This window comes from Methylobacillus arboreus (genome assembly GCF_020532725.1).
Lineage (GTDB): Bacteria > Pseudomonadota > Gammaproteobacteria > Burkholderiales > Methylophilaceae > Methylobacillus > Methylobacillus arboreus.
Window position 1 is genome coordinate 620,510 of sequence record NZ_JAJAVC010000003.1, and the last position, 26,271, is coordinate 646,780.

Genomic DNA, 26,271 nt, shown 5'->3' on the forward strand with positions numbered 1-26,271 from the left:
TGGTTTGTTAGAGCAGGCTTTCCCAGAACTTCCACCAGACGCGCTCTTCGCTAGGAACATTTTTCCCTAGCATCGGGCTGTCAGGGTAATTTTTTGCCAGCACGCGCTTGGTATCATCGCGCAGGTCATCCATGCTCATGGCATCGTAAGCACTGATCAGAATGACCAATGCTTCCTCGATGTGAGGCGTATCAGGGTAGAACTCCAGTACATATTTGCAACGGTTGGCTGCAGCAACGTAAGCCTGGCGCTTCATGTAGTAACGCGCAACATGCAGTTCATGCTGCGACAATGAATTGACCAGATAGCTCATGCGCAGGGTTGCATCCTTGACGTAGCGGCTATTGGGATAGCGGTTCACAAGTTCCTTGAGCGCAAGAAAGGATTCACGCAGCGATTTTGGATCGCGGTCGCTGATTTGTTGCTTGGTCAGTTTCTCGATCACGCCACGCTCGTTGAAGGTGGATAGCCCCTTCATGTAGTAAGCATAGTCTACGTTGGGATGGTTGGGGTGCAGCTTGATAAAGCGGTCGGCTGCCGCCATGGTCGCAGCCGGGTCATTTTTCTTGTAGTGGGCATAAATCACTTCAAGCTGGGACTGGGTGGCATAGCGGCCATGCGGATAGCGTGATTCCAGTATCTGGAAATACTTGATGGCTTTGTCATAGTCGCGGGTATTCATGTTTTCTTCCGCGGCAGCGTAGATACGCTGTACTGGCCAACCCTTGGTTTCATCCAGTTCGGTAGGCGCGCCAAAAATCGCGCAGCCCGTGAGCCAGAGTACTGCAATTAACGCTAAACTATGCTTCATTTACAAAATCCATGATTAAGGTTGTGGATGCCGATTAACACAATGTCACTACCCTGTATCCAGGGCGATATTTTTTGATTATAACCGATGAGCAACGCCACTACGCCTATTACGCTTACAATTACACAAGAACTTGGAGGGCTACGCCTCGACCAGGCCTTGCAGCGCCTGATGCCGGAGCATTCCCGCTCTCGCATCCAGGGCTGGATCAAGGATGGCCTGGTTACCATTGCCGAGGAAACGCCCACCGCCAAGTTCAAGGTCTGGGGCGGGGAGCAGGTGCAGATCATTGCCCAGACCGCGCCTGAAGCATTAGCTTTTGAGCCAGAAAATATTCCGCTGGATGTGGTGTTTGAAGATGAGCATATTCTCGTCATCAACAAGCCTGCCGGCCTGGTCGTGCATCCCGCCGCGGGCAACTGGAACGGCACACTGCTCAACGCCTTGCTCTACCATGCACCACAACTCAAGGATGTGCCACGTGCTGGCATCGTGCATCGGCTTGATAAAGACACCAGCGGCCTGCTGGTTGTTGCCAAGACGCTAGCGGCGCAGACCAACCTGGTGCGCCAGTTGCAGGCACGCACGGTCAAGCGCGAGTATCGCACCATTGTCTGGGGGCAGGTGTGGCGCAACGGCAAGATAGACCAGCCTATAGGGCGCCATCCGCATGCGCGGACCAAGATGGCGGTGAACCACATGGGCAAACCTGCGGTGACGCATTACGAAGTACTCGACCGTTTTGCCGTGCACACCTATATGCGTTGCTTGCTGGAAACCGGGCGCACGCACCAGATCCGCGTGCATATGCAGCATCTCAAGGCGCCTATCGTCGGCGATCCTGTTTATGGCATCCGGGGCATCCTGCCGTTACGACATATGTCGGACAGCCTCAGGAATGTTTTGCAGGATTTCAAGCGCCAGGCATTGCATGCTATTCGCCTGGGCCTCAAGCATCCTGCTACAGGGGAGCCGATGGAGTGGCAAGTTGAACTGGCAGCCGACATGAAACTCTTGATCGAGGCTATCCGCGCGGAAAATGTAGCGCCAGAAGAGGCGGATGCGTTCTATGTTGATGACGACGACTTTGCCTATGAGTATGGCGAGGATGAAGGCGAGGATTGGTTCGAGGACGATGACGATGCTGAGTGATCAAGACCTGATTATCCCTGATTGGCCTGCCCCGGCCAACGTCAAGGCATTGCAGACCACGCGTGCTGGCGGTATCAGCCAGCCACCTTATGAAAGCCTCAACCTGGGGATGCACGTTGGTGATGCGCCGCTGGATGTTGCCGCCAACCGGCAGTGCTTGAACCGTTGGGTGCCTACCGAGCCGGTCTGGCTCAATCAGGTGCATGGTATCCATGTCATCGATGCCGGCACAGCCAGTTGTATGCCAGACGCAGATGCAGCGTTTGCCCGCACGCGGCATACCGTATGTGCCGTGATGACGGCGGATTGCCTGCCGGTCCTGATTTGTGACAAGGCGGGCACAGTAGTGGCAGCCGTTCATGCCGGGTGGCGCAGCTTGCTGGATGGCGTGATAGAAGCAACTGTGGCAAAAATGCGCCAACCTGGTAGCGAACTACTGGCTTGGCTTGGCCCCGCAATCGGGCCAGAAGCCTTTGAAGTGGGTGACGAGGTGAGGGCTGCATTTATTGCGCATGATGCGCATGCAGAGCAGGCATTCAAACCAGCCGCCGCTGGAAAATGGCTGGGGGATATTTTTACGTTGGGACGACAACGCCTGGCAAATGTGGGCGTGCAAAATGTCTATGGCGGCGGACTATGCACCCATAGCAATGCCGAGCGCTTCTTCTCGTTTCGCCGCGATAATGCCACAGGCCGCATGGCGAGCCTGATCTGGCTTGAATAAAGCGGCTGTATTGTTCGGTTATTGCTCTTCCAGCAGGGGAATGCCTTCGCCGCCGGCATAGAATACGATCACTACCGCAGGATTTGCCCCTGTGTAACCACGGTGCACAGCATGCACCATTTCGGGGAGCGCTTGCCCCGGACCAAGGCGCATGGTTTCGCCCGTGCCTTGTTTTTCCACTGTGATTTCACCGGAAAGAATGTAAGCGACATTAGGCACTGGGTTGCTGTGCCAGGGCAGGGAAGTGTTGGCTGGAATGGTGAAACGCAGCACGCTCAGCTCAGGCTTGCCGCCAGGATAGTTGGCATAGGCCTTGCCATCCCAGGCCTTTACGCTTCTTAGTAGCGGTTCAACTTGAAGCTGTGGTTCCGATGCCGCAATGGCTGATGTGCTGAATATATTGAGTGAAGCGATACAGCATAATGTCCAGAAAGCTTTCATGAGGCACCATCCCTTTCTTTCAGATAGCAATGTTTACATTACTAATCAAGCAAGGAGTGGGCCAAAAATCATTGGCCGAGATTAGGGGTTAGATATTCTGGCCGATACGCCAGAGTACGCCGCTGGGGTCATTAAAGACGAAATCACGCATACGCCAGGGTTGGTCGGTCAATACAGAGATTTTACTACCGTATTTTTCGGTGATGCCGGATTTCTGGATGTGGGCATGCCAAGCAGCCGCATCTTCCACCAGGAGATGCATCATAAAGTTATCGGCATACGGCTGTACGTAGAAATCCTGTAACAGGAAGGAGCAATGTTCAAAACAGAAATAGGCTACGCCGCCGCCTTCAGAACGTTTTTCAAAGCCTATATCCTGGTAAAACTGCTGGGAAAGCTTGAAGTCCTTTGCTGGCACAAAGGCTTTGATTTCCACGGTCTTGAGTGTGTTCATGTTGATTCCAATGTAAAGCTAAAGCTGCCGGCGCGCGGCAATCATGGGCGTGCCGCCATCAGGGTGGTTGAGCAAAACGCAGGGCAGGTCAAAACAAGCCTCCACCATGGCAGGTGTCATGATCGTTTCCACTTCGCCAACTGCTTGCAGCCTGCCATCGCGTAGCAAGGCAATGCGGTCGGCATATTGGGCGGCAAGGTTGAGGTCATGCACGATCGCCACAACGGCAACATCGCCTTTATTTGCCCACTTTCGTGCAATATCAAGAATCCGGTGCTGCTGGCGTGGGTCTAGCGCGGCGGTAGGCTCATCGAGTAGAAGCAGGCGAGGGCCTGCAGCAGCTTCCCATATCTGTGCCAGCACACGGGCCATTTGTACCCGCGCTTGCTCTCCGCCAGATAGGGTTGTGTAGACTTGATCTGCAAGGTGGCTGGCGTCCACTTCTTCCATGGCAGCCGTGGCAATTTGATAATCCTGCGGGCGGCTTGTACCTTGATGGTGCGGATGGCGCCCCAATAGAATGATTTCCAGTGCCGTGTAGGAAAACCCCACTTCAGCATGCTGTTGCATCAGGGCACGTTGGCGCGCGAGCTTGAGCAGGCTCCATTCTGAAAGTGGCTTGCTGTCCCAAAGCACTTCTCCAACGCTTGGTTTCAGCTCCCCGCTAAGCAAGCGGATCAGCGAACTCTTGCCTGCACCGTTGGGACCGCAAATTGCCACCAGTTCCCCAGGCGCAATCATGAGATTGATATCGCTGAGCAGGGTCTTGCTGCCTATGTTGAGTCCGGTGTTGATGACTTCCAGCATCGCAACTCCTATATACCGATTTTGCGCCGCATGCGGAACAGCAACGCCAGGAAGAACGGAACGCCGAGCAGGGCGGTGACAATGCCAACCGGAACCTCTGTTGGCATGGCAATGGTGCGGGCGAGCAGGTCGGATAGCAGTATCAGGATGGCACCGACCAGGGCAGCAGCGGGCATCACCAATCGCTGGTCAGGCCCGACGGAGAGCCGAACCAGGTGTGGTGCCACCAATCCGATAAACCCGATAATGCCAGTGACCGACACCGCAGCGCCTACTGCCAGGGCAATGGCCGCAATGCAAATCTGGTTGAGGCGGCGTACGGAAATGCCCAGCAGGCTGGCTTGCACTTCTCCCAGTGCCAGGGTATTGAGCGCGCTGGATTGCTTGAGCAGCACCAGCACCGAGCTGCCACTTAGGCAAGCGACCATGGTGACCATCGGCCAGGTAGCCGCACCCAGGCTGCCGAGCGACCAAAAATTGAGGGAGCGCATTTGCAGGTCTGAGGCAATAAACGTCATCAGACCAATCAGGGCGCCACAGAGCGAGCTAATTGCAATCCCTGCCAGCAGCATCAACGCAATGGAGGTCTTGCCCTGGCGCGTGGAAATGACAAAAATCAGGATAGTGGCAATCAGGCTGCCGATAAAGGCAAAGATGGGCAAGGCGAATTCACCGATCATCTCATGCAGGGCAACCATCCAGCCGCCGCCCAGCACAATCGCAAGCGCGGCAAACAGTGCTGCGCCCCCCGATATACCCACCAGTCCAGGCTCGGCAAGCGGATTGCGCAATAATGCCTGCATCGCTGCACCAGATACTGCCAGCGCCATACCAGTGAGCACACCAAGCGCCAAACGGGGCAGGCGGATGTTCCATAACACCATGGCTTGCTGTATCTGTTCTTGCGGAATGGATTGCCAGGCCGCAGAGCCGGGAGGGCTCATTAGCAGCTTTAGAACATCTAGCGGTGGAATGCTGACAGCGCCAATGCCTGCAGCCAGCACTACCAATATGGCCAGCGCAATGCCAAGCCCGATCAACACCCGGCTACGCAATTGCAGGCTGCGGCTTGCCTGTGTGGCAAACTGCATGGTTGAAGCTGAACTGTTCATTGCTTGCGGATAGCCTCACCCAGTTCAACAGCGGCGGCAGGCAAACGTGGAGAGAAGCCCAGGAGGTATTGGGTATCCATACTGACAATGCGTTTGTTCTTGCCTGCGGGTGTCAGGTCGATTCCCGGCGTCTTGAGGAAGTTCTGCAGGCCGCCGCTGGCCTCCAGGCCTTCATTTGTGGTGATGATGACATCGGGAGCTGCTGCTACCAAAGCCTCGGCAGTCAGCGGCCTGTAACCCTTGTACTGCCCAGCCATCACATTCTCTGCATGCACCAGCTTGATTACCGCCGAGGCTGCAGTTTCATCACCGGCAGCTTGGGCGCCACGGCCAGAGTTGTTCATGACAAATAGCACGCGAGGATGGCCAGGCAGTGCTGCAAGCTTGGCTTCAGCTTCTTGCCAGGCATTTTCATACTGCCTGGCTACCTGCTCTGTAGAGGTTGCGCTGAGTTGTTTGCCTATGGTGCGGATATCAGCTGCCACCTGCTGCGGTGTATGGACGCTTTCTGATAACTGTACTACTTTGATACCGGCATTGCGTACCTGGTCAATGACATTGCGTGGACCGGCTCCAGCCTCGGCAATGATCAGCGTGGCACCGGTAGAAACCAGGCCCTCGGCAGACAGGGTACGCATGTAGCCAACCTTTGGTTTATTGGCTGCGGCTTCGGGGTAGACGCTGGTGATGTCATTGGCAATCACCTCATTGCCTTTGCCAAGCGCATAGACAATCTCAGTCACGGCACCGCCTATGGTCAGCAGCTTTTCAGCTGCAAGGACAGTATGGCTGCCGAACATCAAGCCAGCAGCAAGCAACAGGGCGCGGATATTCATCACTTTCCTCTTTAAGGCAATGCCGGCAAGTTGGCGATGATGTTACGCCAGGCTTCCAGTTCCGGCTTGCCAGGCTTACGCTCGCCGAAGAACTGCGCCATGATCTCGCCATCCTTATCAAACACTTCCAGCGAAGTCACAATGCCGTCTTCCGTAGGTTTTTTGACAACCCAGGTTTCCACAATCAGATCAGTGCGCAAATGCAGGTTAAAGGTTTCATCCAGCACATTGATCCATGGGCCAAGCTCTTTCACATTCTTGATCGGGCCGGTGTGAATCTGGATATTGCCAGGGTTGCCGACAAAGCACATGATGCTGGTGCGGTCTGCTGCGGCAGCTTCCAGAATCTGTTGGGCGGCATTGTTGTCAACCTTGTATGCATGGCCTTCAGGCGCCAGGCGTAAACCTTGGGTGCGCGCAACACCGAATTTTCTCAGCAGTACAAAGAAGTCATGCGTGTCCTTCATCGCCAGCCAGGCTGCGGCAAAACCGGCCTGGTCAATTTCGCTATCCGGCTTGACGGCAGGGGCGGGCTTGGCAGCTTCAACTTCCTGCCCTGGCGCCTGGTCATCGCTGCGGTATTTCTGCACCAACTCGTTCCAGCCATCCACATTGCTGAAATCCTTGAGGTGAATCTTATGAATAGCAGTGCCGGTGGCATCATAAAACTGCAGACTGCGCTGAGTGCCTTTTTCTGTTTCCTCAGTTACGGCATAACCATGCTTCCATTGCGAGTAGAAGATACGCAGATCAATGTCAGGACCAACTACCAGGCCGACATGGTCAAAAGACACATTCTCATAAGTGCCCACTTTTTCATGCACAGTGCTTTCATTACGCGTGAGCGCCATCACACGACCCAACTTAGGCACATCGGCAATGATTTCATTGAACGGTCCCTTTAGGCGTACAGCCTCACGGCCAATCGCATTGGCAATCGCCTGGCCTTCGCTGATGCCGATGGCCTGCGCCGCTTCACGGTTGCGCAGTTTTTGCTCTTTCTTGGCGCTGTGGAAGGCCTGGTATTGTTGTTCGGTTGTCGCTAGCTGGTTCATGGGGGGCTCCTTGATTACTATAATTGGTTAATATAGTTAATAAATAAATTCTGCATAAAATTTGATGTTACGGCCAGGAGCAACTAAACCAAGTTGTCCAGCGAAGCCGCCATCAAGGTTGTAATATTTGTCGCCTAGATTTTCTCCAACTAATCTAAAGTTTAGATGTTGATTGGGCATCCAGCGAACACCTGCATTGAATACTTCGTATCCTGGCTGTACCGCTATGCCAGACGTAGGGCCAGGGATACCTTCGGCATAATAGCGATCAGATACATGTCTATAATTGATATTTACATCCCACTTGTCTCCGAGCTTCGATCCTAGAGTGAGGTTAAAGGTTTTGCCTGGGATGGTATAAATAGGTCCTGATACACCTTCTGCGAAATAGTAAATTGTGCCATCTACCCGAGAATAAGATGCTTGAGCATAAAAGTTCCGATAGTAGATACTGTTTTCAAACTCCCAGCCATTACGGGTTTCTTTGCCGTTTTGCAAACCAGTTTCAAAAATAAGATTGCTTGTATGGCTATGGAAAAAAGTGATCTTCGAAGTTAGTTGTATCTGTCGTTCGAATAGATTGGGGTTTATATAAGAAGTACCTATTTCGGTATTCTCAACACGCTGTGTTTTATATACGTCATCACATGAACTGCCATCATCAGGGCAGGAACTCGTAGTTTCGAGTACTCCTGTACTTGAATTTCTTCCCATGTTAGACCATAAAACAGCGAGTGGTACAGCTCGAAAACCTTGGCTATAGTTGGTGAATAATGTCAGATTTCTAGTTGGCTCATATGCTAATCCCAGATTAAAGATTTCTTCCCGGAGTTTAATTTTTTCTGCTTGATTGGCTACTAATAAACTTTCCTTGGTGTCATCAATAGCTTTGAGTTCAACGAAGTCTCTTCTATATCCTGGGGTAAGAGAGAGTTGTTTAATCTTTAGTGCGGGCTGAACGTAGAATGCAGTAGTGGTTTGTACTCCAGAAGCTGGTTCTTGTGCTGTGGGGCGATGTAGTGGATTGCCAAAGCTGCGCTCTAGCTCTCGTTTTTGTTTTACGTATTGAATACCAGCCAGTAAAGTCAACCTTATATCAGTTGATTCATAAAGATAAGATGTATTGGATAAATCAAAATTGGTATTCTTGAAACTGAATGCATCGAGCCTATCACCACGACACTGAGCAGCAGATTGGTTAGCTGATAGCTGGGTATTATTGCTTATACGATAACCGGTATATCCGATGCAGTAAGCTGCGTTAGGTCCTGACACGGTGCTTCTGTTTCCTTGCCATCCAAAGGGTAATGTCTCATCCTGTTTTGTATGGCCTGTGCCTATTATTGCTTTGAGGTCTACCCACCGGCTTTCTGGAGTAAAAGTGATTGTTTGGCTGATTGTTTCTTCATCTATTGCTCGCATGACATATGGGCTTGATGTAAACAGGCCATCAGTGAGAGTGTCGTATAACTGTACTGTTGGGCTCTGTTTGAGTTTTGTCATTGAGGTGGAAATTTTCAATGAGTCAATGGGGAATACTGTAATTTTATATAATTCGGCAACTGTTCCAACTGTGGAGTAGGCAAGTTTTTCTCCATCCCCTTGAGTTATGTCGTTGGATTGGCGGTCAGTGTAACTGTATAGCAAGTCAATACGCTCGTGAGGACGAGCATAGGCTAAATAAGAGCGCAGATATTCATCATTATTATTGCCATAACCAAATTTAACTCTGCCGCCTACTATCTGATTGGGGCGTAAAAAGTCTTCTGCATCTTTTGTGGTCGTGATGACAGCGCCACCCAGAAATCCAGAATTGGTGTTGATTTGTGGGCCTCGGCGGATTTCTATTGTTTTAAGTAAGTCAGGCTCAATATATGTGCCTTTTGAGCGGTATTTGTCGTAGTTTTTCAGAACGCCGTCTACTGAAACCGCGACATCTGATTCTGTATATCCGCGGATATTGAATGCCATGCCATTGAGGCGGGGGCCGCCTGCAATATTGACTCCTGGTGTACCGCGCACTGCATCGAAAATATTGGAAACTTGGGTTCGCTCAAGATCTTCTGAGGTGATTCTTGTAATTGACTGTGTTTTATTAATGCGTTCGTCACGAATTCTGGAAGAACTTATACTAGTTTCTGGTAATACAGTATCTTGAGTATTACTTCTGATGGCAGATGTTGAAGAAGGAAGGGGAAGAATTGCCGGAGCCTCTTCTTCAATAGATTCTGTTTGTTCTTCTTCCTCTACATCCTCTGCCAAGGCTATTAGTGGTTGATGTGCCAGGGGTAAGAGTAAAGCAAGTGCCAGCAGAGTGCTGCGATTCAACATGATGGAGCTGGCAATTGTCATTATGAAAAAAGAAAATATCGTTAAACGTTGATGAAAACCTGGCATGCATCACTTGCATGCCAGGAGTACGGCTAACTAAAACTTAGTTTTGTTTGCGTGTACGACGACTAGCAGCTCCCAGAACGCCTAGACCAAGCGCCAGCATGGCGTAAGTGCTTGGTTCGGGAACAGCAGCCACTGCTATGGATGCCAGTGCAACTTGGTCAATTAAGATATGTGGAGCAGAAGCCTGAAATTGGAATGTGTACAGGTCAGCACCTGTTACGTTGTTCCAAACCCAGTAGAGCTCTTGCTCATCGCCAGAGCCAAAATCGGCCGCGCCTGTATATGCCAGAACACTATTGGCAACAACACCATTGAGCAAGGCTTCAGAAGCCAGATTCCTGCCTTGGGTGGCTACACGCAGGTAAACATCAAAAACACCCGAAGTGCCAGTCAGGGTTGCTGTAATGGTTGGGAGGCTAAATAAAGTATAGATATCGCCATTCTGGAGGGTAAATCCAGCAGGAGAAAGACTGATACTTCCTGCACCAATTTCAGGGGTGGAATCACCGGATACGCTGTCGAATGTATTCCATTCAGCATATTGAGCTAAGGTGGCATCTCCCCATGGAGTAGTAGAGTCCCAAACGCCACCTGCAGCCAATGCGGAGCCGCTAAATGCTAGGGACATAGCCAAAGCAACTGCAGCCAGTTTTGTAGAAAAAGTCATAATGCTTATTACCCCGATAGATATATTAAAAATACTAGCCCGCTATGAGTGCGGGCTAGTATTGAGAGTTGCTTATTACTGATTAACGCTTAGGCGTTGTTCTTGCGGGAGCGGCGGCCAGCAAAGGCAAGCACGCCCAGGCCGAGTGCCAGCATGCCGTAGGTGCTTGGCTCAGGAACAGCCGCAACTGCAACAGTGGCGAGTGCCAACTGGTCCAGACTTGTATGGGCTGTCAGATCAGTCCATGTGAATGTGTACAGGTCAGAACCAGTCACATCGTTCCAAACGAAGTAAAATTCGCGTTCGGAATCTTCCAGGCCAAATTGAGTACCGTTGTATTCATAGAATGTTTGGACGGCAGTGGAAGCAACGCCATTCAGGTAGGCAGTGGCATTGGGTGCCAAGCCCAGTGTAGCTACGCGGAGGTAAACATCAAATGTGCCACCGATAGTACCTTCCAGAGTTGCTGTGTAGGAAGTTGGGTTTTCACGCCAGCTGTAGATATTGTCTGTAGATGTGATGGTGGGAGAACCAACGGCAGTCAATGTGCCATCGCCTGCAACATCAGGAGCAGAGACTTCGTATGTGGAAATGAAGCTATTACCTGCATTCGGAGTAGGGCCTGTGCGAGTCAGGCTTTCAAATACGTTCCATTCTGCATATTGAGCGAGAGTAGCATCACCCCATGGAGTCGTAGCGCTATCCCATTGATTAACTTCTGCAAACGCAGAAGCGCTGAATGCCAAACCAGTGGCGAGAGCTAAAGCTGAAAATTTCATCATGAATCCCTTTATTAAGTGAATGCCATTAACCCCTTCCCCTTGAAGGCGCGGGCACTCAATTCAACATTTAGGCTCACGGACCCACACCGTCGAGCAATTAATGGCCATCACTTTATGAGCAAGTGCGACCAGAAAACCAATTCAATTAATCGGTTGTGATATGTTGGTTTTTGTCTGTTTCATTGTTTGCAGGCTGGAAATCCACTACAAAACGGTATTGTTTGCCACAATCAATGATGATTTCCTTCTGTCCACGGCGGAGCAGGCGGATGTCTACCTTAAGGCTGCCAAAGCCGTCATGCTCAACCAATTCATCCAGTAAATTGATCAAACAAGTTTTAACAGGGGCTTTGGCTGGCAACATAAGGTTGAATCTATTCCAATGTTATTGAATGATACTTGCATGCTAATAGCAACATTAAAACAAATGATAACAATTATCATTGTGTGGTGCAATAGCGGTATACATACATTTACATTTGAATTTAAAAGCTTATCTCGGTAATGAAGCGGATGTTGCGGCCGGCGGCGCGGTTACCTATTTGCCATGGCATGTCTCCCGCTGCATTAAGGTTGTAGTCTTTATTTTTAAGGTTTTCCCCAACAAGCCTGAATATCACGTTATTGCTTGCTGTCCAGAACGCTCCTGCATTGAAAACTTCATAGCCATCTTGGGAGCCACCATCAATAAGTCGTTCAGATATTTTTCGATAGCTGGCATTGATTCCCAGGTTGCGTGTGAGTTGAGTGCCTAATGTGATATTGAGAGCATTCCCAGGGACTGTATAAATTGATACTGGAGATATATTAGGGTATTCAAAGATCGATCCCCAGGTTTTTGAATAGGAGATACGGGCATAAGAGTCTTTGTAAAGTAAGCTACTTTCGAATTCAGTACCATAACGTTTTTCCCATGCATTTTGAGGAGTGTTAGGCGGTGCAACGTTTGGAACAGAGATGGTATTCAGTGCAAAACTACGTAATAAATGCTCAGTTTTAATATGGAAATATGTGAACTTGGAAATAAGTTGAAGATCGCTGTCAAAAAGTCTCGGTGTTTGGTAATGCAGGCCGATTTCGCTTGAGGTTGATGTTTGCAGGCGGTAAACATCACCGCAGATATAGTTGGTTTCGGGGGTGGTACAACGCCCAAAACCACCACCGTATTCGCTTCCTAGGCCTGGTATATAGCCAGGAAAAGGAGGGGTGAGCAGATTGCCAGCATAATTGCTTGCATAGCTGAAATATTCATCAATAGATGGTGGTCTAAATCCTTGGCCGTAGTTACTGAATATTGTCAGACTTCTGGGAATTAAGTCGAATGTCAGGCCTAGGCTATAAGTTTTATGGGTAAAGCTGATTTGATCAGGTAAGTTCTTTTGGAGCAGGTGATTTTGTACCCTAGGCTCGTTGGTTGAGATATCGTAAGTATCAACCCGTATACCTGGGATAATGCCAAAGCGACCATATTCAATGCGGGGCTGTAAGTAAAAAGCGGTAAAGGTCTTTTCTCCAGCAACTACCGCGGGATTGAATCCATCACTATTGACATTGCCCATTGCTACACTTGCAGTTTTTGTTACCTCGCGGCTCATGCTGTTGTACTGAAGCCCTGCTAATAGTTTGATATTAAAGTCATTCTTTCCATAGAGGATGGATGTGTTGGCGATGTCTACAGTACTGCTAGAATATTTATAGTCATCATATATAGTGCCAGCAGCATTCGAAGAATTGAGGCCAAAGCCTGGGGGAGAGGTATCCTTAAGCTTTGTATGACCTTTGCCGATGGTGGCTGTGAGGTCTATCCACGGGGTGTCTGGTGTCCAGCGTATCGTTTCTGAGATGCTTAGGTCATCAATTTCTCGGATCAGATTGCGGAATGTAATAGATCCAGGATTTCCTCCTGTGGCATCGTAGGGTTGGAGTCCGCTGTCCTGGAACAAGATGATGGATGTGGTGAGTTGCAAATCATCTGTTGGGAATATGCTTAGCTTAAAAAGCTGCGATAGTGAATTTATTGCTGAACTTTCCAGTTTCGAGCCATCATTATGCGTAATGTCGTTTGATGTGCGATGGGAACGATGATACAGAATGTCGACTTCATCAATTGGTCGACTGTAGAACATGTAGGAGCGCTGGTATTCATCATTATTACTGGCATAGCCGAATTTAAAGCGTGCACCATAACGCTGTCCTGGCTTCAATAGGTCTGCGGCATCTTTGGTTTTAGCCAGTACTGTCCCGCCAAGGGAGCCTGAGCCGCTAGTAATTTGCGGGCCTCGTTGAACTTCTATGGATTTAAGCAGCTCTGGTTCTACAAATGTCCCGCCAAAACGATATTTCTCGAAACCTTTGGGAACGTTATCCACCCTTACAAGAACATCTTCGCCATCATTGTAGCCGCGTACATTGAAGGTCATGCCGCTTGGGCGAGGGCCTCCATTAATGGCGACTCCAGGCACATCTCTGATCGCGTCAAATATGGTGACTGGCTGTGTTCTTTCAAGTTCTTTTGTTTCTATGGTCGTAATCGTTCTTGTGCGGTCTATAGATACGGCATCTTGCTTAAGGCGACTCGCACTGACACCAACTTCTGGTAATACGGTGGAGGATTGGGTATTGCTAGAGGTTGCAGTTGTTGAAGCCTCAGATTTTTGTTGTTCAATAGTTGATGGTGGAGAAGAGATGCTTTCTTCCCCTTTAGCATAGGATACTGTGCAGGCAAAAATAACCACTAGGGCAAGCGAAAGCTGACGGGAACTTAGCCTGTCATTGTGCATAGGTGATTTCATGGTTTCCGGAAACAGAAAAAATAGGCACGCTGTACAAGCGTGCCTGATATGAAGCGATTAAAGCTTGCTGGCTGTTTGCTCGAACGGCTTTTTAACTAAGTTGACGCTTATTGCGTCGACCCATGAGGCCGAGTAGTCCCAGGCCAATTGCCATCATGCCGTAAGTGCTGGGTTCTGGAACTGCAGCCACAGATGCAACGGTGGCAAGAGTCAATTGATCAAATCCGGTGTGTGCATTGGCATTTAAGTTGAATACCAATAATCCAGTAGTAGTGCTGACGTCTTCCCATTTCCAATAACCTTCTTCAAGGTAGCCTCCGCCAAAACCGCCGAAGTCCTGAGTGTCGTAGTAAGATTGAACGAAAGTGGCTTCAATACCGTCCAGGGTAGCGGCACGTTGGAAAGTAGACCCGACAGTGGCAACGCGGATATAAACATCAAATACTTCACCAATTGCAACATTGCTCAGAGTGATAGTGTAGGCAGCAGAGCCGCTAAAGCTATAAAGGTTGCCTGTACTGGCAACAAAGGCTCTGCCGGTAGTCTCATATACGGCACCATTTGCTCCGAAGTCAGGGGTTGTATCAGCGGTACTGTTGAATGTGTGCCATTCGGCATAATCCGATAAAGAGGTATCGCCCCATGGAGTATTTGAAATCCAAACATTATCAATTGCTAAAGCTTGAGTGCTAAAAATGGCACTGCTAGCTAAAGCCAAGCCAGCCAATTTTGTTGAGATATTCATCTTATAAATTCCTATTAGTTGAGAGCACCTATGTATCCCTTCCCCGAGAAGGCGCTAGTACTCAATTGCATTTTTAATTCCCACGGACTCCCACCGTTGGGGTATGGATAACTCTCTTTATGAGCAAGAGTAGTTATCTGCTTGCTTGCAGTTTTTCTGAGTGGGGGGAGTGTCTCAGTATAATGCTGCAAATTTAAATAGTAATAGTTATTATTAACATTACATTTGTATTGAAAAAAAAGCAAGGCTATGCCCCGGCAAAAGTAAAGACATCCCGTATAATTTTCGGTTATGTCTATATTGCTGATGATTATTTTGGTAAGTTTGGCGGGCGGCGTACTGAGTGTGCTGTGTGCGGCATTTTTTGCCCTAAAAGCCAAGGCTGCCTGGGTACCCATGCTGATCAGTTATGCGATAGGGGCGTTGTTGGGGGCTGTATTCCTTGAGATATTGCCGCATGCCTTTGAGATCGCAAGCAGTGTAGACGCCATGTCTGCAACTGTACTGCTCGGCATACTGCTGTTTTTTGTACTGGAAAAACTGGTGCTATGGCGACACTGTCATGGGGAGGCATGTGAGATGCATACAGTCGGTGCACATGATCATCATCATGACCACGGCGGGAATGATCATGGTCGCAGCGGGTTGATGATCATGATCGGCGATACTTTCCATAACTTTGTGGATGGTGTGTTGATTGCCGCCGCTTTTCTGGTGGATGTGCGTTTGGGCTTTGTGACAGCGGTAGCCATTATTGCCCATGAAATTCCGCAGGAGGTGGGCGATTTCCTGATTTTGTTGCATTCTGGCTATAGTAAGAAGCAGGCCTTTCTGTTCAACCTTGTTTCCAGTCTGGCGACGCTGGTTGGCGGCATTCTTGCGTATTTTGCCCTGCAGCAGGTGCTGGACTGGATTCCGACTATCCTAGGCCTGGCGGCCGCCAGCATGATTTATGTGGCTGTTGCAGACCTGATTCCTGGGTTGCATAAAAAAACTGAACTTACTGCCACCTTGCAGCAAGCAGGGTTGATAGGGGTGGGTATAGGTTCAATCTGGCTGGCTGGAAAGCTGGTGCATTGAGTTATGCCGGTTTTTTGTAAGGTGGGCAGCGCTGGCTTTGTTATCTATGAGATTCCGGCTCAAGCGTGAAATGACCAACACTTTATTATCTCTGAGATATCAATAAACAAAAAAACGTGACACCATCCTCACGATGGTTGTCACGTTTCTTCTGATTAGAAAATCTTAAGCAGTCTTGCGGCGGCGCGCTGCAAAGCCCATCAGCCCCATGCCTGCCAGCAACATCGCATAAGTTGAAGGCTCTGGGATGGCAGCAACCGCAGTAAAGCCTAGTCCTGACAGGATAAAGGCTGAGTTATTGGGGCCGACGATACCGGTAAGTGGATCGGTATATCTGCCATAGCCGACGATATCGCCGTTGTCTGAAATAGCCTGGGCCAGCAGTAACTCCCAGCCCGAGTTTTCAGGCAGGAAGTCATTCAGATCAAGTATCCCAGTTTCTGTTGAGTACAAGAAAGCATGGGTCGCGTTAGTGGTAACGTCAATATCTGAAACTCCCACCACCCATCCATGGTTATTAATGCCATAGCTGCTGCTGCCGTTGCCACCCAGGGTGCCAATATCAGTGATGACGCTGTTTTCATAGAAAAATGCATGATAGGATGAATTGTCTGCATGCAATGAACGGCCAGCAATCTGACCGGCGTCATTGATGGCACGTGCTTCGGATACACCTGCGGGTGTACGTTCTGCACCGCCAGGTAATGCGCCCAAGCTGGTTATCTGACCGTTTTCCCAAACATAGGCATAGCTTTTGCCATCAGCTGCTATCGATTGGCCGACGACCTGTCCGCGATTGTTGATGTCGTAGGCATAGGTAGTATGTATTGTGTTGTCTCCACCCAGTGTTCCAAGATTGGTGATTTCGCCATCAGAATAGATAAATGCATTATAGCGGCCGCTGCTGTTGGTGCTGGATCCTGCGACCTGTCCGGCATCGTTGATTGCCCGGCCAAGTGCTTGAGTGCCACCCAGGGTGGGAATTGTCTGGAACGTACCGTTACTATAAATGAAGCCGGATGTGGGTGTTGTTGCACTGGTGGTTGTGGACTGGCCGGTAATAGCGCCGGAGTTGTTAATGTCATAGGCATGGCTGGTTGCTCCGCCTAAGGTGCCGATATCTGTTTGAACATTATCAGAAATCACAAAACCATGGCGCTGGACAGTATTGTTGCCGTAGTAATAGGTGCCTACTACCTGCCCGATGGCATTGATGTTATGAAGAGTTGTTGGATGGTTGTTGCTAAATGCTTCTACTTTGGTAATAGCTACCTGCGAGACAGCTACTTCCGCTGTAGCCTGGCCGGCTGCAAACAGTACTGCAAGCGCGATACCTATACGTGTTGCCTGTGGAATCAAATTCATAGTTATTTCCCCTCCAATAGATGGATATTCACTAAAAAATCTTGCTGGAAAACCCGACAAGCAGTCCATGACTGATGATTCCTATGAGCAGAAACTCAGCCATTGAATTATTATGCCATATTAAAAATAATAATTCTCATTTGTATTATTGTTAATTGGTTGAATGGTTAATATATTGCGGGGGAAGTAATGCACGTAGAGAGTCAGTAGCTTAAGTCTCATGTTGCCTGGATGTTTGTTATTTGGAGCTGGTCTTACAAGAGGGGATGTTCTAATATTTAGTTGGAAGCTGTTGCCAATCTGCTCAATACCTTAGCTATATAAAATACCGATTCTGAGCTTGGTCTATGGCTGAGGTCTTTGTGGTTTGCGTTATGGGGAAAGCTATGAGGGAATAGTTTTCCGGGTTGTGGAGGCTAGGTAAACAAATCAGGCATGATTGGAGCGGGCCGTTCGGAGTCGGCGCGCTCTTCAAGAAAATCCAAAGTGTAGGGACAGCGGGTAGGATTGCGTATGGATTTACGTTTTTTGCCAGTGCTGTTGGTATTGATGTAAGGCGTTTGGCTGATGCGGATATAACCAGAGGATTGCAACTTGGTTAGCGTAGTGTCGAACAGGCTAAGTGGGTTGTCTATATTTTGCAGGGTGATGGAGTTTTTGCCGACTTTGAGCACGTTATACATGACAAACTTGTTGCCAGTCTGCTTGCCATAGATTTCGCCGCTATGAATTTCCAAGATTTCCCTTTCCCAATACTTTTCTAATCATATCGTTATGGCTGTAACCTGACAAGCTGCTTGAGATATATTATTCGGTCTGGCTTTTCCGTCGTAATTTAATGTGTTGCTTGATCAGGTCGATGGTTTGTTCCCTGTAGCCAAGATTTGTATTGTCCTTGACCCACATATGCAATACCCCACTAAAAAACAAGTGAGTATCCATTGCTAATACAGCTGGATCTATGTTGGGGTTGATTTGCCCTTTTTGTTTGGCCTTCTCGTAAAGTAGCTGGGTTTTTTCTATGAAAATGCGACAATTTATAAGTAGCTCTTGTAATACATTATTAAATTCATCTACATATTCACATTTTGCCATCATAATTTCATAAGTTTGGCGGGTGGATGCATCCTCATTTAAAGTTTGGATGGTATTGCAGAAAAGTTGCTCAATCATCAAAAGAGGATCTTCTGATTGTTCATCCAGGACTGCTGCATTAATTCGCTCAATGAATGGCAACATGGCTTGATCACGCATAGCGTGGAACAATTCAATTTTATTAGCGAAATGCCAATATACAGCGCCACGCGTTACCTGTGCGTGTGAGGCTATATGTTCCATTGTCGTATGGCTAACGCCTCGCTTTGCAAATACCTCTCGTGCTGCGGTAATAATGCGCTGGCGGGTAAGCTCGGCGTCTTCTTTAGTTTTTCGTGCCATATTTTTTTAGGTGTCTCCTTTTGATAAAGTAGTTTTACATACAATCATGTTTGTATATAATATACATTCGTTAGTGAATGTAAGCAAGTAATTTGTTTATAAGACATGGAGTTATATATGGGAGTGCGTGTGATTGATCGGGTTCATGCCAATGCAAAAAGGTTGAGTGCAAGCAAAAAAATCGTGGGTGCCATGATGGTTGCTTTCACCTTGGTTTCCTGTGGTAAGAGTGAGCAGCAGGCGGGACAGCCTGCTGGCGGCCAGGCTCTGCCGGTCACTGTTCTCCCTCTTGAGCCAACCAGTGTCCCAGTGAGTGCTGAAGCTGTGGCGCAGACTGAAGGTGCTCGTGAGGTTGAAATTCGTCCACGTGTCGGTGGAATCCTGTTAAAGCGCCTATATGAGGAAGGTTCCCCTGTAAAAGAAGGGCAGGTGCTGTTCCAGATTGACCCGGTGCCATACCAAATTGCTTTAGAGCAGGCAAAGGCACAACTGGCGCAGGCGCAAGCAAAGATTGCTCAGACCCAGCGTGAGGCAGGCCGGTTGAAAGGTCTGCTGGAGTCTAATTCCATTAGTCAGCGTGAATACGATAATGCGGTTTCCGATGATGATGTCGCCAAGGCCGCTTTGTTGCAGTCTCAAGCCAGTGTACGCGAGGCTGAGTTGAATCTCTCGTATACCAAAGTAACTGCGCCTGTTGGTGGGGTTTCTGGCCGGTTCCAGTTTTCTGAGGGTGCGCTGGTTTCTGCAAATGATAGTTTGTTGACTACCGTTGTGCAGCTTTCACCGATCTGGGTTCGTTTCAGTCTTTCTGATAATGAGCTGCAACAGCTTGGCGGCTCTGTTACTGAGAAAACGGTAAAGAAAATAACCCTGAAATTACCGGATGGAAGTGAGTACAGCGAAAACGGCAAGCTTAATTTTGCCGCAAGCCAAATAGACCCGGCATTGGGCACGCAGCAATTGCGGGCTACGTTTACCAATGCTGATAAAAAATTGCTCCCAGGCCAGTTTGTGCGCGCCAAGGTAGTTGTTGGTGAGCGTGATGGCGTATTTCTTGTGCCCCAGGTGGCGGTCATGAATTCCCAGCAGGGTCGTTTTGTTTATATCGTGGATGAAAACAACCAGGCAGCCGTGCGCCCTGTAGTAACGGGCGACTGGATTGGTCGCGACTGGGTGATACTCAAGGGACTGAATGCCGGGGAAAAGGTTGTGATCGACAATCTGATCAAGATTCGTCCAGGTGCGCCTTTGCAACCTCATCCTGCCGCAGAGCAGGGAGAGGCTCCTGCAAGCGAGCCGCAAAAGTCCGCTGGCAAAGCAAGCAGCAAACTGGCCTAAGCGAGAGCAACCATGACTAGATTTTTTATTACGCGACCGATATTTGCCTCGGTAGTATCGATCATTATCGTGCTGGCAGGCCTTGCGGCTGCCTTCCAGCTTCCTATTGCACAATATCCTCAAATAGCGCCACCTACTGTCATGGTGACGGCAACCTATCCTGGTGCCAGTGCTGATACTCTTGCAAAGACGGTGGCTGCGCCTATTGAAGAGCAGCTTAGTGGTGTCGAAGGCTTGTTGTATTACCAGTCGAGTGCTGACTCCAGTGGCACGCTGACCATTACTGTGACGTTTGAGACGGGTACAGATGTTGATCAGGCAACGTTCAACGTGAGCAACCGTGTCAATATCGCTACGCCGCGTTTGCCGGAAGATGTGCGCCGAACTGGCTTGATTGTGCAAAAGCGCTCCAATGACATCTTGATGGCATTGATGCTGGTGTCACCAAACAAAACTTATGATCCGCTCTACTTAAGCAATTACGCCACACTCAATGTGCTAGATGAGTTGAAGCGTATCAAAGGTGTAGGTGATGTCACGGTGTTCGGTACGCAGGATTATTCCATGCGAGTATGGTTACGCCCTGACCGCATGGCACAGCTCGGCGTGACTACCAGTGACATAGCCGCGGCGATTGCAGCGCAGAATGCGCAATATGCTGCAGGCAGAATCGGCCAGGATCCCGCTCCTGATGACCAGCAGATTGTTTACACTGTCACTGCCAAAGGGCGGCTGATCGAGCCTGAGCAGTTTGCCAACATTATTGTCAAGGCCAATGGTCCGCGTGGTGTGCTGTATCTAAAAGATGTGGCGCGTATTGAGCTTGGCGCTCAAAACTATAATATCCGCACGACATTGCAAGGACAGCCGGGGGTTGGTATACCCGTCTTCTTGCAGACTGGTGCCAATGCGTTGGAAACTGCCGAGGCGATCAAGGCCAAGATGGAAGAGCTCAAACAGCGCTTCCCTGAGGATATGGATTACCGTATTCCTTATGACACCAGCGATTTCGTCAAGGCTTCCATTGGCGAGGTGGTGCATACCCTGGGCGAAGCCATGATACTGGTGGTGTTGGTGGTTTTCGTATTCCTGCAAAACTGGCGTGCTACGCTGATTCCTCTCATTGCCGTACCAATCTCCCTGATCGGGACTTTTGCCGGCTTGTGGCTGTTTGGTTTTTCCATCAATACATTGACATTGTTCGCGATGGTGCTTGCCATCGGTATCGTGGTGGATGATGCGATTGTAGTGCTGGAAAATGTAGAGCGCCTGATGAGCCAGGAAAAGCTGTCGCCCTTGCATGCCGCCATCAAATCCATGGAGCAGGTTTCTAGCGCTGTGGTATCGATCGTGCTGGTGCTATGTGCCGTGTTTATCCCTGTTGCCTTTATGGGAGGGATAGCGGGTGAGCTTTACAGGCAATTTGCGGTGACGGTGGCTGTGGCTGTGGTGATTTCGGGCATAGTGGCGCTGACACTGACGCCTGCACTATGTGCCATCCTGCTGAAACATGTGCATGGCGAATCACGCTTTTTCAGGCCATTCAATCGCGGTTTTGACAAACTGACCAATTTCTATACCTCTGTTGTAGGCCTGACTTTGCGTCATCGCATCATTGGTGCCGTGGTATTTATCGGGATTATTGCGGCAGGCATTTACCTGTTCCGTACCGTACCCACCAGTTTTGTGCCGCCAGAGGATCAGGGCTACGTAGTAACTGCCGCGATCATGCCGGATGGGGCAAGCCTGACACGCACCAGCAATACCATGGAAAACGTGCGCAAGGCGATTGCCGAAGATCCGGCAGTGGCAAGCCAGTTTGTTATTAACGGTTTTGACCTCATTGGTGGTGGTAATAAAACCAGTGCTGCGACCATGTTCGTGCGTTTGAAAGATTGGAACGAGCGTACAACAACTGCAGAGCAAATTGTGCAGCGCTTGTTTGGTATTGGCATGATGCAGCCGGACGGTATGGCCATTGCTTTTAATCCGCCGGCTATCCGCGGCCTTGGTAGCTCGGGCAGTATGGAAATGTATGTCCAGAGCCGCGAAGATACTGACCCGATTCATCTTTCCGAAGTTGTGAATAGCTTCATGGATGCATTACGCAAGGAGTCGCGCCTGACAGGGGTCAACTCTTTCTTCCGGCCGACCGTGCCCCAGTTGCTGATTGAGGTGGATGAAGCCAAGGCATTATCCTTGGGTGTACCTATCTCCGATGTCTACGCTACTTTGCAAAGCACAATGGGAACACTGTATGTCAACGACTTCAACCGAAGTGGGCGTACTTACCGTGTGCAATTGCAGGCCGAGCCAGCTTACCGCATGAAGACTGAAGATATTGGCCGTGTGTATGTACGTTCCGCTACCGGTGATATGGTGCCAATGTCAGCCTTGAGCAAGGTGCAAGAAATTATTGGTGCCGAGCAGTTGGAGCGTTATCAAGGGCTACTGGCAGCAAAAGTGATGGGTGGTGGTGCTTATGGCGTGAGCTCCGGCGATGCGATCAATTTGATCGAGCAGATAGCCAATGATACGTTGCCTGATGGCTATCAGCTGGCCTGGACCAGCCAAGCGTATCAGGAGAAGCTTACAGGCAATGCGGCAATTTTCGCTTTCAGCTTTGCCATCATCATGGTGTTCCTGATTCTGGCTGCGCAATTTGAAACCTGGGCCTTGCCGCTTGCCGTGATTATGGCTGTGCCATTCGCCCTGGTGGGAGCTTTGCTGGCAGTATTGTTCCGCGGCATGCCCAATGATATTTATTTCCAGATCGGCCTGGTGACCCTGGTCGGGTTGGCGGCAAAGAATGCGATCCTGATCGTGGAGTTTGCAAGCCAAAAGCTGGAAGAAGGCTTGCCCATCAAGCAGGCGGCAATTGAGGCAGCACGCTTGCGCTTCCGTCCGATTGTGATGACTTCCATGGCATTTGTACTTGGGATTGTGCCGTTGCTGATTGCAACTGGTGCGGGTGCTGCTGCGCGACGCTCCATGGGAACAGGTGTGTTTGGCGGAATGCTGCTGGCTACATTTGTTGCCACCATCTTTATCCCGATGTTCTTTACTTGGCTGTCTGGTGAAACTAGTAGCCGGGTGCATCACGATGATCAAAAGGAAACAGCATGATGGTACATCACAATTTAATTTATGCTGCCGTCGCATTGGCTTTGGCCGGCTGTATGGTGGGGCCGGATTACCATCGCCCTGATACAAAGCTTCCAGCTAATTTTAATACTTCTGAAGCTACTGATGGTGATGGGCAGGCTGCATTAAAGCTGGATAAGTGGTGGGAAACATTCCAGGACCCAGTCTTGAATGAGCTGATGCAAAAAGCATTTGCGGACAATCTCGATATCGCTAATGCAGTGGCACGTATTGAAGAGGCTGATGCTGCCATGCGTGAAGCGGGAGCTGCTTTATTTCCCCAGGTAGATTTGAGTGGAAATGGCGTGCGACAGAAGGTCACAGAAACCGGAGCCTTCCCGTTGCCATCACACGTGCCTGCCATCCGTGAGAATTACAACTTGCAGTTGGGAACCAACTTCGAATTGGATTTCTGGGGCAGACTACGCCGCGCTCGAGAAGCAGCACGTGCTCAAGCACTGGGAACTTACTTTGCCAAGGATACGGTCAGCCTTTCCCTTTCCGGCTTGGTTGCCAGCAACTATCTCTTGTTGCGTAGCCTAGAGGCACAGATTGCTGTTTCGAGGAACAGCCTGAAGAGCCGTGAAGAAAGCTTAGCATTGACCAAGCGCCGTCTTGAAGGAGGTGTTGCTTCCATTCTTGACGTGCATCAGGCGGATGTTGCTAATTCTAACCTGGTGGCACAGATTGCGGATTTGGTGCGTCAACGTGAAATCGTGCAGCATCAGCTTGCTGTGCTGACGGGCGACCTTGAACTCAAGGTGCCGGAAGGGGATGTGCATCAATTGCCTGTTCCACCCGTGCCCCCCGTCGGCTTGCCCTCGACATTGCTAGAAGCTCGCCCTGATATTCGTGAAGCCGAGCAGACATTAATTGCACAGAATGCGCAGATCGGTGTTGCCAAGGCGGCATTGTTTCCAACAATCACCCTGACAGCGATTTATGGGGGCGAGAGTGCGGACTTGAACCGTATTTTTGAGTCACCTTCACGTATCTGGTCTGCCGGATTGGGACTGAACCTGCCAATTTTTACGGCTGGCAGATTGTCGGCACGTGTGGATCAGGCCAGCGCGCGCCAAAAGCAGGCGCTGGCAACGTACCAAACCTCTATCCAAACTGCTTTCAAGGAGGTCAAGGATGCGCTGGCGACGGTTCGTCAGAGCCGCGAACGAGAAGATGCGCTCAATATCAGCCAGGATTCTGCCAAGAAGGCTTTGCAGATTTCTGAGAACCGTTATAAGTCGGGATATTCAGCCTATCTTGATGTGCTCGATTCACAACGGGTTTATAACGATGCGGCATTAGCTTTCATTCAAAGTCGTCAAGCGCGCCTGACTGCCACTGTTGACCTGTTCAAGGCGCTGGGCGGTGGCTGGAAAACTGCACAAGCCTACGATCAGCCTGAAAAGCAGGCAAGTAAGTAACAGTTTGTTGATGTGGTGATCAGGAAAGCCGAGCGTGTCTCGGCTTTCTTTTTTGTATTTGCCTGTCAAAGTTGTTTCCTTGACGCCTGCCTGATATTGGCGTGTTAAAATTCTGCCTTTATATCAGTTGCTATTTTCCCATGACAGTTCGTACCCGTTTTGCTCCCAGTCCCACTGGTTTTCTACACATTGGCGGTGCTCGTACTGCCTTGTTTTCATGGGCTTATGCCCGTAAGCATGCCGGGCAGTTTGTATTGCGTATTGAAGATACCGATGTGGCTCGTTCGACGCCGGAAGCCGTGCAGGCCATTCTGGATGGCATGAGCTGGCTGGGGCTGGATTGGGATGAGGGTCCGTTCTATCAAATGCAGCGCATGGATAGATACAAGGAAGTTATCAGCAAGCTGCTGAATGAAGGCAAGGCCTATTATTGCTATTCCAGTAAGGAAGAGCTGGATGCCTTGCGTGAGCAGCAAATGATTGAGGGCAAGAAGCCCCGTTATGATGGCCGCTGGCGCCCTGAGGCAGGCAAGGAGTTGCCTGCGCCTCCGGCTGGTGTTCCGCCGGTGATTCGCTTTAAAAACCCTCTATCAGGCAACGTGGTATGGGATGATTTGGTAAAAGGGCAGATCAGTATTGCCAATGAAGAGTTGGATGACCTGATTATTGCGCGTGCAGATGGCACACCTACCTATAACTTCTGTGTGGTCGTGGATGATTGGGATATGGGGATTACCCAAGTCATCCGTGGAGATGACCATGTCAATAACACACCGCGCCAGATCAACCTGTTGCATGCCCTTGGCGCGACAATTCCGCAATATGCCCATCTTTCCATGATTCTTGGTGATGACGGCCAGAAGCTATCCAAGCGCCACGGGGCCGTCAGTGTGATGCAATATCATGAGGATGGCTATCTGCCTGAAGCTGTGCTTAATTACCTGGCCCGCCTGGGATGGTCGCATGGCGATGACGAAATTTTTAGCATGGCACAGTTTTGTGAGTGGTTCGATCTTGACCATATCACGCCATCCGCTGCCCAATTTAATACTGAAAAGCTGAATTGGTTGAATGCGCATTATATAAAACAGGCGGATCTGGGACGGTTGGCGCAGGAGGTCACCAACCGCTTGGCTCAGGCTGGTGTCGTCGTTCACGATCAGGTAAAGCTCGAGGGTGTGATTGCGCTATACCGGGATCGTGCCAATACGCTCAATCAGCTGGCGAGCAGTGTTGCCTACTTTTACCAGAAGCCACAGGTGGATGCTATTGCGTTGGAAAAACATGTAACGCCAGAGATATTGCCAGTTTTGAATGCCTTGTTCGATGTACTTGCGCATGTGGAGTGGACTCAGGAAAAACTGCATGAAGCGATTGAGCATGCCGTTACCAGCAATGGCCTCAAGTTTCCCAAGGTGGCCATGCCATTGCGTGTGATGCTCACCGGTGGAGCCCAGTCCCCCAGTATCGATGCCGTGATGGCATTCTTGGGCAAGGATGAAGGGTTAGAGCGCATGCAGGCTATTCTGAATGCATAAATGTCTCGAAACGATATTGAGTAGAAAAAGCCTGTAAAGATCAGAACAATTTGATTTCTATGCAGTCCTAGTGTTGAGTTGATTTTGCCGATTTGAAGCTAGGCCTGCAAAAAAGACTTGTTTTTAAGCTTTTAGGCCCCATCAAGTAGAAATTGAGCGTATTGGTGGCA

The 26,271-nt window shown here is 49.6% G+C and carries 23 protein-coding genes; 7 read left to right on the top strand and 16 right to left on the bottom strand.

Annotation, left to right across the window (positions count from 1 at the left end; translation table 11 throughout):
• Positions 1-7: 7 nt before the first annotated feature.
• Positions 8-811 (bottom strand): outer membrane protein assembly factor BamD, encoded by an 804-nt coding sequence (locus tag LG198_RS02925; RefSeq protein WP_230341665.1) that lies wholly within the window; start codon positions 809-811, stop codon positions 8-10.
• A gap of 87 nt (positions 812-898) precedes the next feature.
• Here LG198_RS02925 and rluD point away from each other — a divergent pair, with 87 nt between their 5' ends.
• Positions 899-1,963, top strand: coding sequence for a 23S rRNA pseudouridine(1911/1915/1917) synthase RluD (rluD, locus tag LG198_RS02930; protein ID WP_230341666.1), 1,065 nt, complete (start codon positions 899-901; stop codon positions 1,961-1,963).
• Positions 1,953-2,687 carry a peptidoglycan editing factor PgeF gene (gene pgeF / locus LG198_RS02935; protein ID WP_230341667.1) on the top strand — a complete coding sequence of 245 codons (735 nt, stop codon included), beginning with the start codon at positions 1,953-1,955 and terminating at the stop codon, positions 2,685-2,687. Before rluD ends, pgeF begins: the two co-directional genes overlap by 11 nt.
• Before the next feature lie 18 nt (positions 2,688-2,705).
• Here pgeF and LG198_RS02940 read toward each other — a convergent pair whose 3' ends face one another.
• The 12 genes from LG198_RS02940 to LG198_RS02995 all read right to left on the bottom strand — a co-directional run bounded on the left by LG198_RS02940 (position 2,706) and on the right by LG198_RS02995 (position 14,775).
• Entirely contained in the window at positions 2,706-3,128 is a 423-nt protein-coding gene (locus LG198_RS02940) for a cupin domain-containing protein (RefSeq protein ID WP_230341668.1), read from the bottom strand.
• An 88-nt stretch (positions 3,129-3,216) separates the two neighbouring features.
• Positions 3,217-3,582, bottom strand: a complete 366-nt coding sequence (locus tag LG198_RS02945; RefSeq protein ID WP_230341669.1) for a VOC family protein — start codon at positions 3,580-3,582, stop codon at positions 3,217-3,219.
• 18 nt (positions 3,583-3,600) lie between these two features.
• Positions 3,601-4,401 carry a heme ABC transporter ATP-binding protein gene (locus tag LG198_RS02950; protein WP_407659138.1) on the bottom strand — a complete coding sequence of 267 codons (801 nt, stop codon included), beginning with the start codon at positions 4,399-4,401 and terminating at the stop codon, positions 3,601-3,603.
• Positions 4,398-5,501 (bottom strand): FecCD family ABC transporter permease, encoded by a 1,104-nt coding sequence (locus tag LG198_RS02955; RefSeq protein WP_230341671.1) that lies wholly within the window; start codon positions 5,499-5,501, stop codon positions 4,398-4,400. The genes LG198_RS02950 and LG198_RS02955 overlap by 4 nt, the downstream gene beginning before the upstream one ends.
• The gene (locus LG198_RS02960) at positions 5,498-6,337 is read right to left on the bottom strand and encodes a heme/hemin ABC transporter substrate-binding protein (protein WP_230341672.1); all 840 of its coding nucleotides are present in this window, start codon (positions 6,335-6,337) and stop codon (positions 5,498-5,500) included. Before LG198_RS02960 ends, LG198_RS02955 begins: the two co-directional genes overlap by 4 nt.
• 11 nt (positions 6,338-6,348) lie before the next feature.
• On the bottom strand, positions 6,349-7,392 hold the full coding sequence (locus LG198_RS02965) for a hemin-degrading factor (RefSeq protein WP_230341673.1): 1,044 nt from the start codon (positions 7,390-7,392) through the stop codon (positions 6,349-6,351).
• A gap of 36 nt (positions 7,393-7,428) precedes the next feature.
• The gene (locus LG198_RS02970; RefSeq protein ID WP_230341674.1) at positions 7,429-9,789 is read right to left on the bottom strand and encodes a TonB-dependent receptor domain-containing protein; all 2,361 of its coding nucleotides are present in this window, start codon (positions 9,787-9,789) and stop codon (positions 7,429-7,431) included.
• Positions 9,790-9,826: 37 nt separating this feature from the next.
• Positions 9,827-10,456: a PEP-CTERM sorting domain-containing protein gene (locus LG198_RS02975; protein ID WP_230341675.1), complete on the bottom strand. Its 630-nt coding sequence runs from the start codon at positions 10,454-10,456 to the stop codon at positions 9,827-9,829.
• Between the two features lie 89 nt (positions 10,457-10,545).
• Positions 10,546-11,238, bottom strand: a complete 693-nt coding sequence (locus LG198_RS02980) for a PEP-CTERM sorting domain-containing protein (RefSeq protein WP_230341676.1) — start codon at positions 11,236-11,238, stop codon at positions 10,546-10,548.
• A gap of 145 nt (positions 11,239-11,383) precedes the next feature.
• Positions 11,384-11,602: a hypothetical protein gene (locus LG198_RS02985; protein WP_230341677.1), complete on the bottom strand. Its 219-nt coding sequence runs from the start codon at positions 11,600-11,602 to the stop codon at positions 11,384-11,386.
• Positions 11,603-11,723: 121 nt separating this feature from the next.
• Positions 11,724-14,030, bottom strand: a complete 2,307-nt coding sequence (locus tag LG198_RS02990; RefSeq protein ID WP_230341678.1) for a TonB-dependent receptor domain-containing protein — start codon at positions 14,028-14,030, stop codon at positions 11,724-11,726.
• A gap of 91 nt (positions 14,031-14,121) precedes the next feature.
• Entirely contained in the window at positions 14,122-14,775 is a 654-nt protein-coding gene (locus LG198_RS02995; protein WP_230341679.1) for a PEP-CTERM sorting domain-containing protein, read from the bottom strand.
• 291 nt (positions 14,776-15,066) lie between these two features.
• Here LG198_RS02995 and LG198_RS03000 point away from each other — a divergent pair, with 291 nt between their 5' ends.
• Positions 15,067-15,855 carry a ZIP family metal transporter gene (locus LG198_RS03000; protein ID WP_230341680.1) on the top strand — a complete coding sequence of 263 codons (789 nt, stop codon included), beginning with the start codon at positions 15,067-15,069 and terminating at the stop codon, positions 15,853-15,855.
• A 165-nt stretch (positions 15,856-16,020) separates the two neighbouring features.
• Here the strand turns inward: LG198_RS03000 and LG198_RS03005 are convergent, their stop codons facing one another.
• The 3 genes from LG198_RS03005 to LG198_RS03015 all read right to left on the bottom strand — a co-directional run bounded on the left by LG198_RS03005 (position 16,021) and on the right by LG198_RS03015 (position 18,657).
• Positions 16,021-17,289, bottom strand: a complete 1,269-nt coding sequence (locus LG198_RS03005; protein ID WP_230341681.1) for a PEP-CTERM sorting domain-containing protein — start codon at positions 17,287-17,289, stop codon at positions 16,021-16,023.
• A 347-nt stretch (positions 17,290-17,636) separates the two neighbouring features.
• On the bottom strand, positions 17,637-17,957 hold the full coding sequence (locus LG198_RS03010; protein WP_230341682.1) for a hypothetical protein: 321 nt from the start codon (positions 17,955-17,957) through the stop codon (positions 17,637-17,639).
• 70 nt (positions 17,958-18,027) lie between these two features.
• Positions 18,028-18,657 carry a TetR family transcriptional regulator gene (locus LG198_RS03015; RefSeq protein WP_230341683.1) on the bottom strand — a complete coding sequence of 210 codons (630 nt, stop codon included), beginning with the start codon at positions 18,655-18,657 and terminating at the stop codon, positions 18,028-18,030.
• Between the two features lie 132 nt (positions 18,658-18,789).
• Between LG198_RS03015 and LG198_RS03020 the strand changes: the two genes are divergently transcribed.
• The 4 genes from LG198_RS03020 (at position 18,790) to gltX (ending at position 26,101) form a co-directional block, all read left to right on the top strand.
• Entirely contained in the window at positions 18,790-19,995 is a 1,206-nt protein-coding gene (locus LG198_RS03020) for an efflux RND transporter periplasmic adaptor subunit (protein WP_230342054.1), read from the top strand.
• A gap of 12 nt (positions 19,996-20,007) precedes the next feature.
• A complete protein-coding gene (locus LG198_RS03025) occupies positions 20,008-23,121 on the top strand; it encodes an efflux RND transporter permease subunit (protein WP_230341684.1) in 3,114 nt (1,037 codons plus the stop codon).
• Positions 23,118-24,563, top strand: a complete 1,446-nt coding sequence (locus LG198_RS03030; RefSeq protein WP_230341685.1) for an efflux transporter outer membrane subunit — start codon at positions 23,118-23,120, stop codon at positions 24,561-24,563. Before LG198_RS03025 ends, LG198_RS03030 begins: the two co-directional genes overlap by 4 nt.
• Positions 24,564-24,703: 140 nt before the next feature.
• Positions 24,704-26,101 carry a glutamate--tRNA ligase gene (gltX, locus tag LG198_RS03035; RefSeq protein WP_230341686.1) on the top strand — a complete coding sequence of 466 codons (1,398 nt, stop codon included), beginning with the start codon at positions 24,704-24,706 and terminating at the stop codon, positions 26,099-26,101.
• The last annotated feature ends 170 nt before the right edge of the window (positions 26,102-26,271 follow it).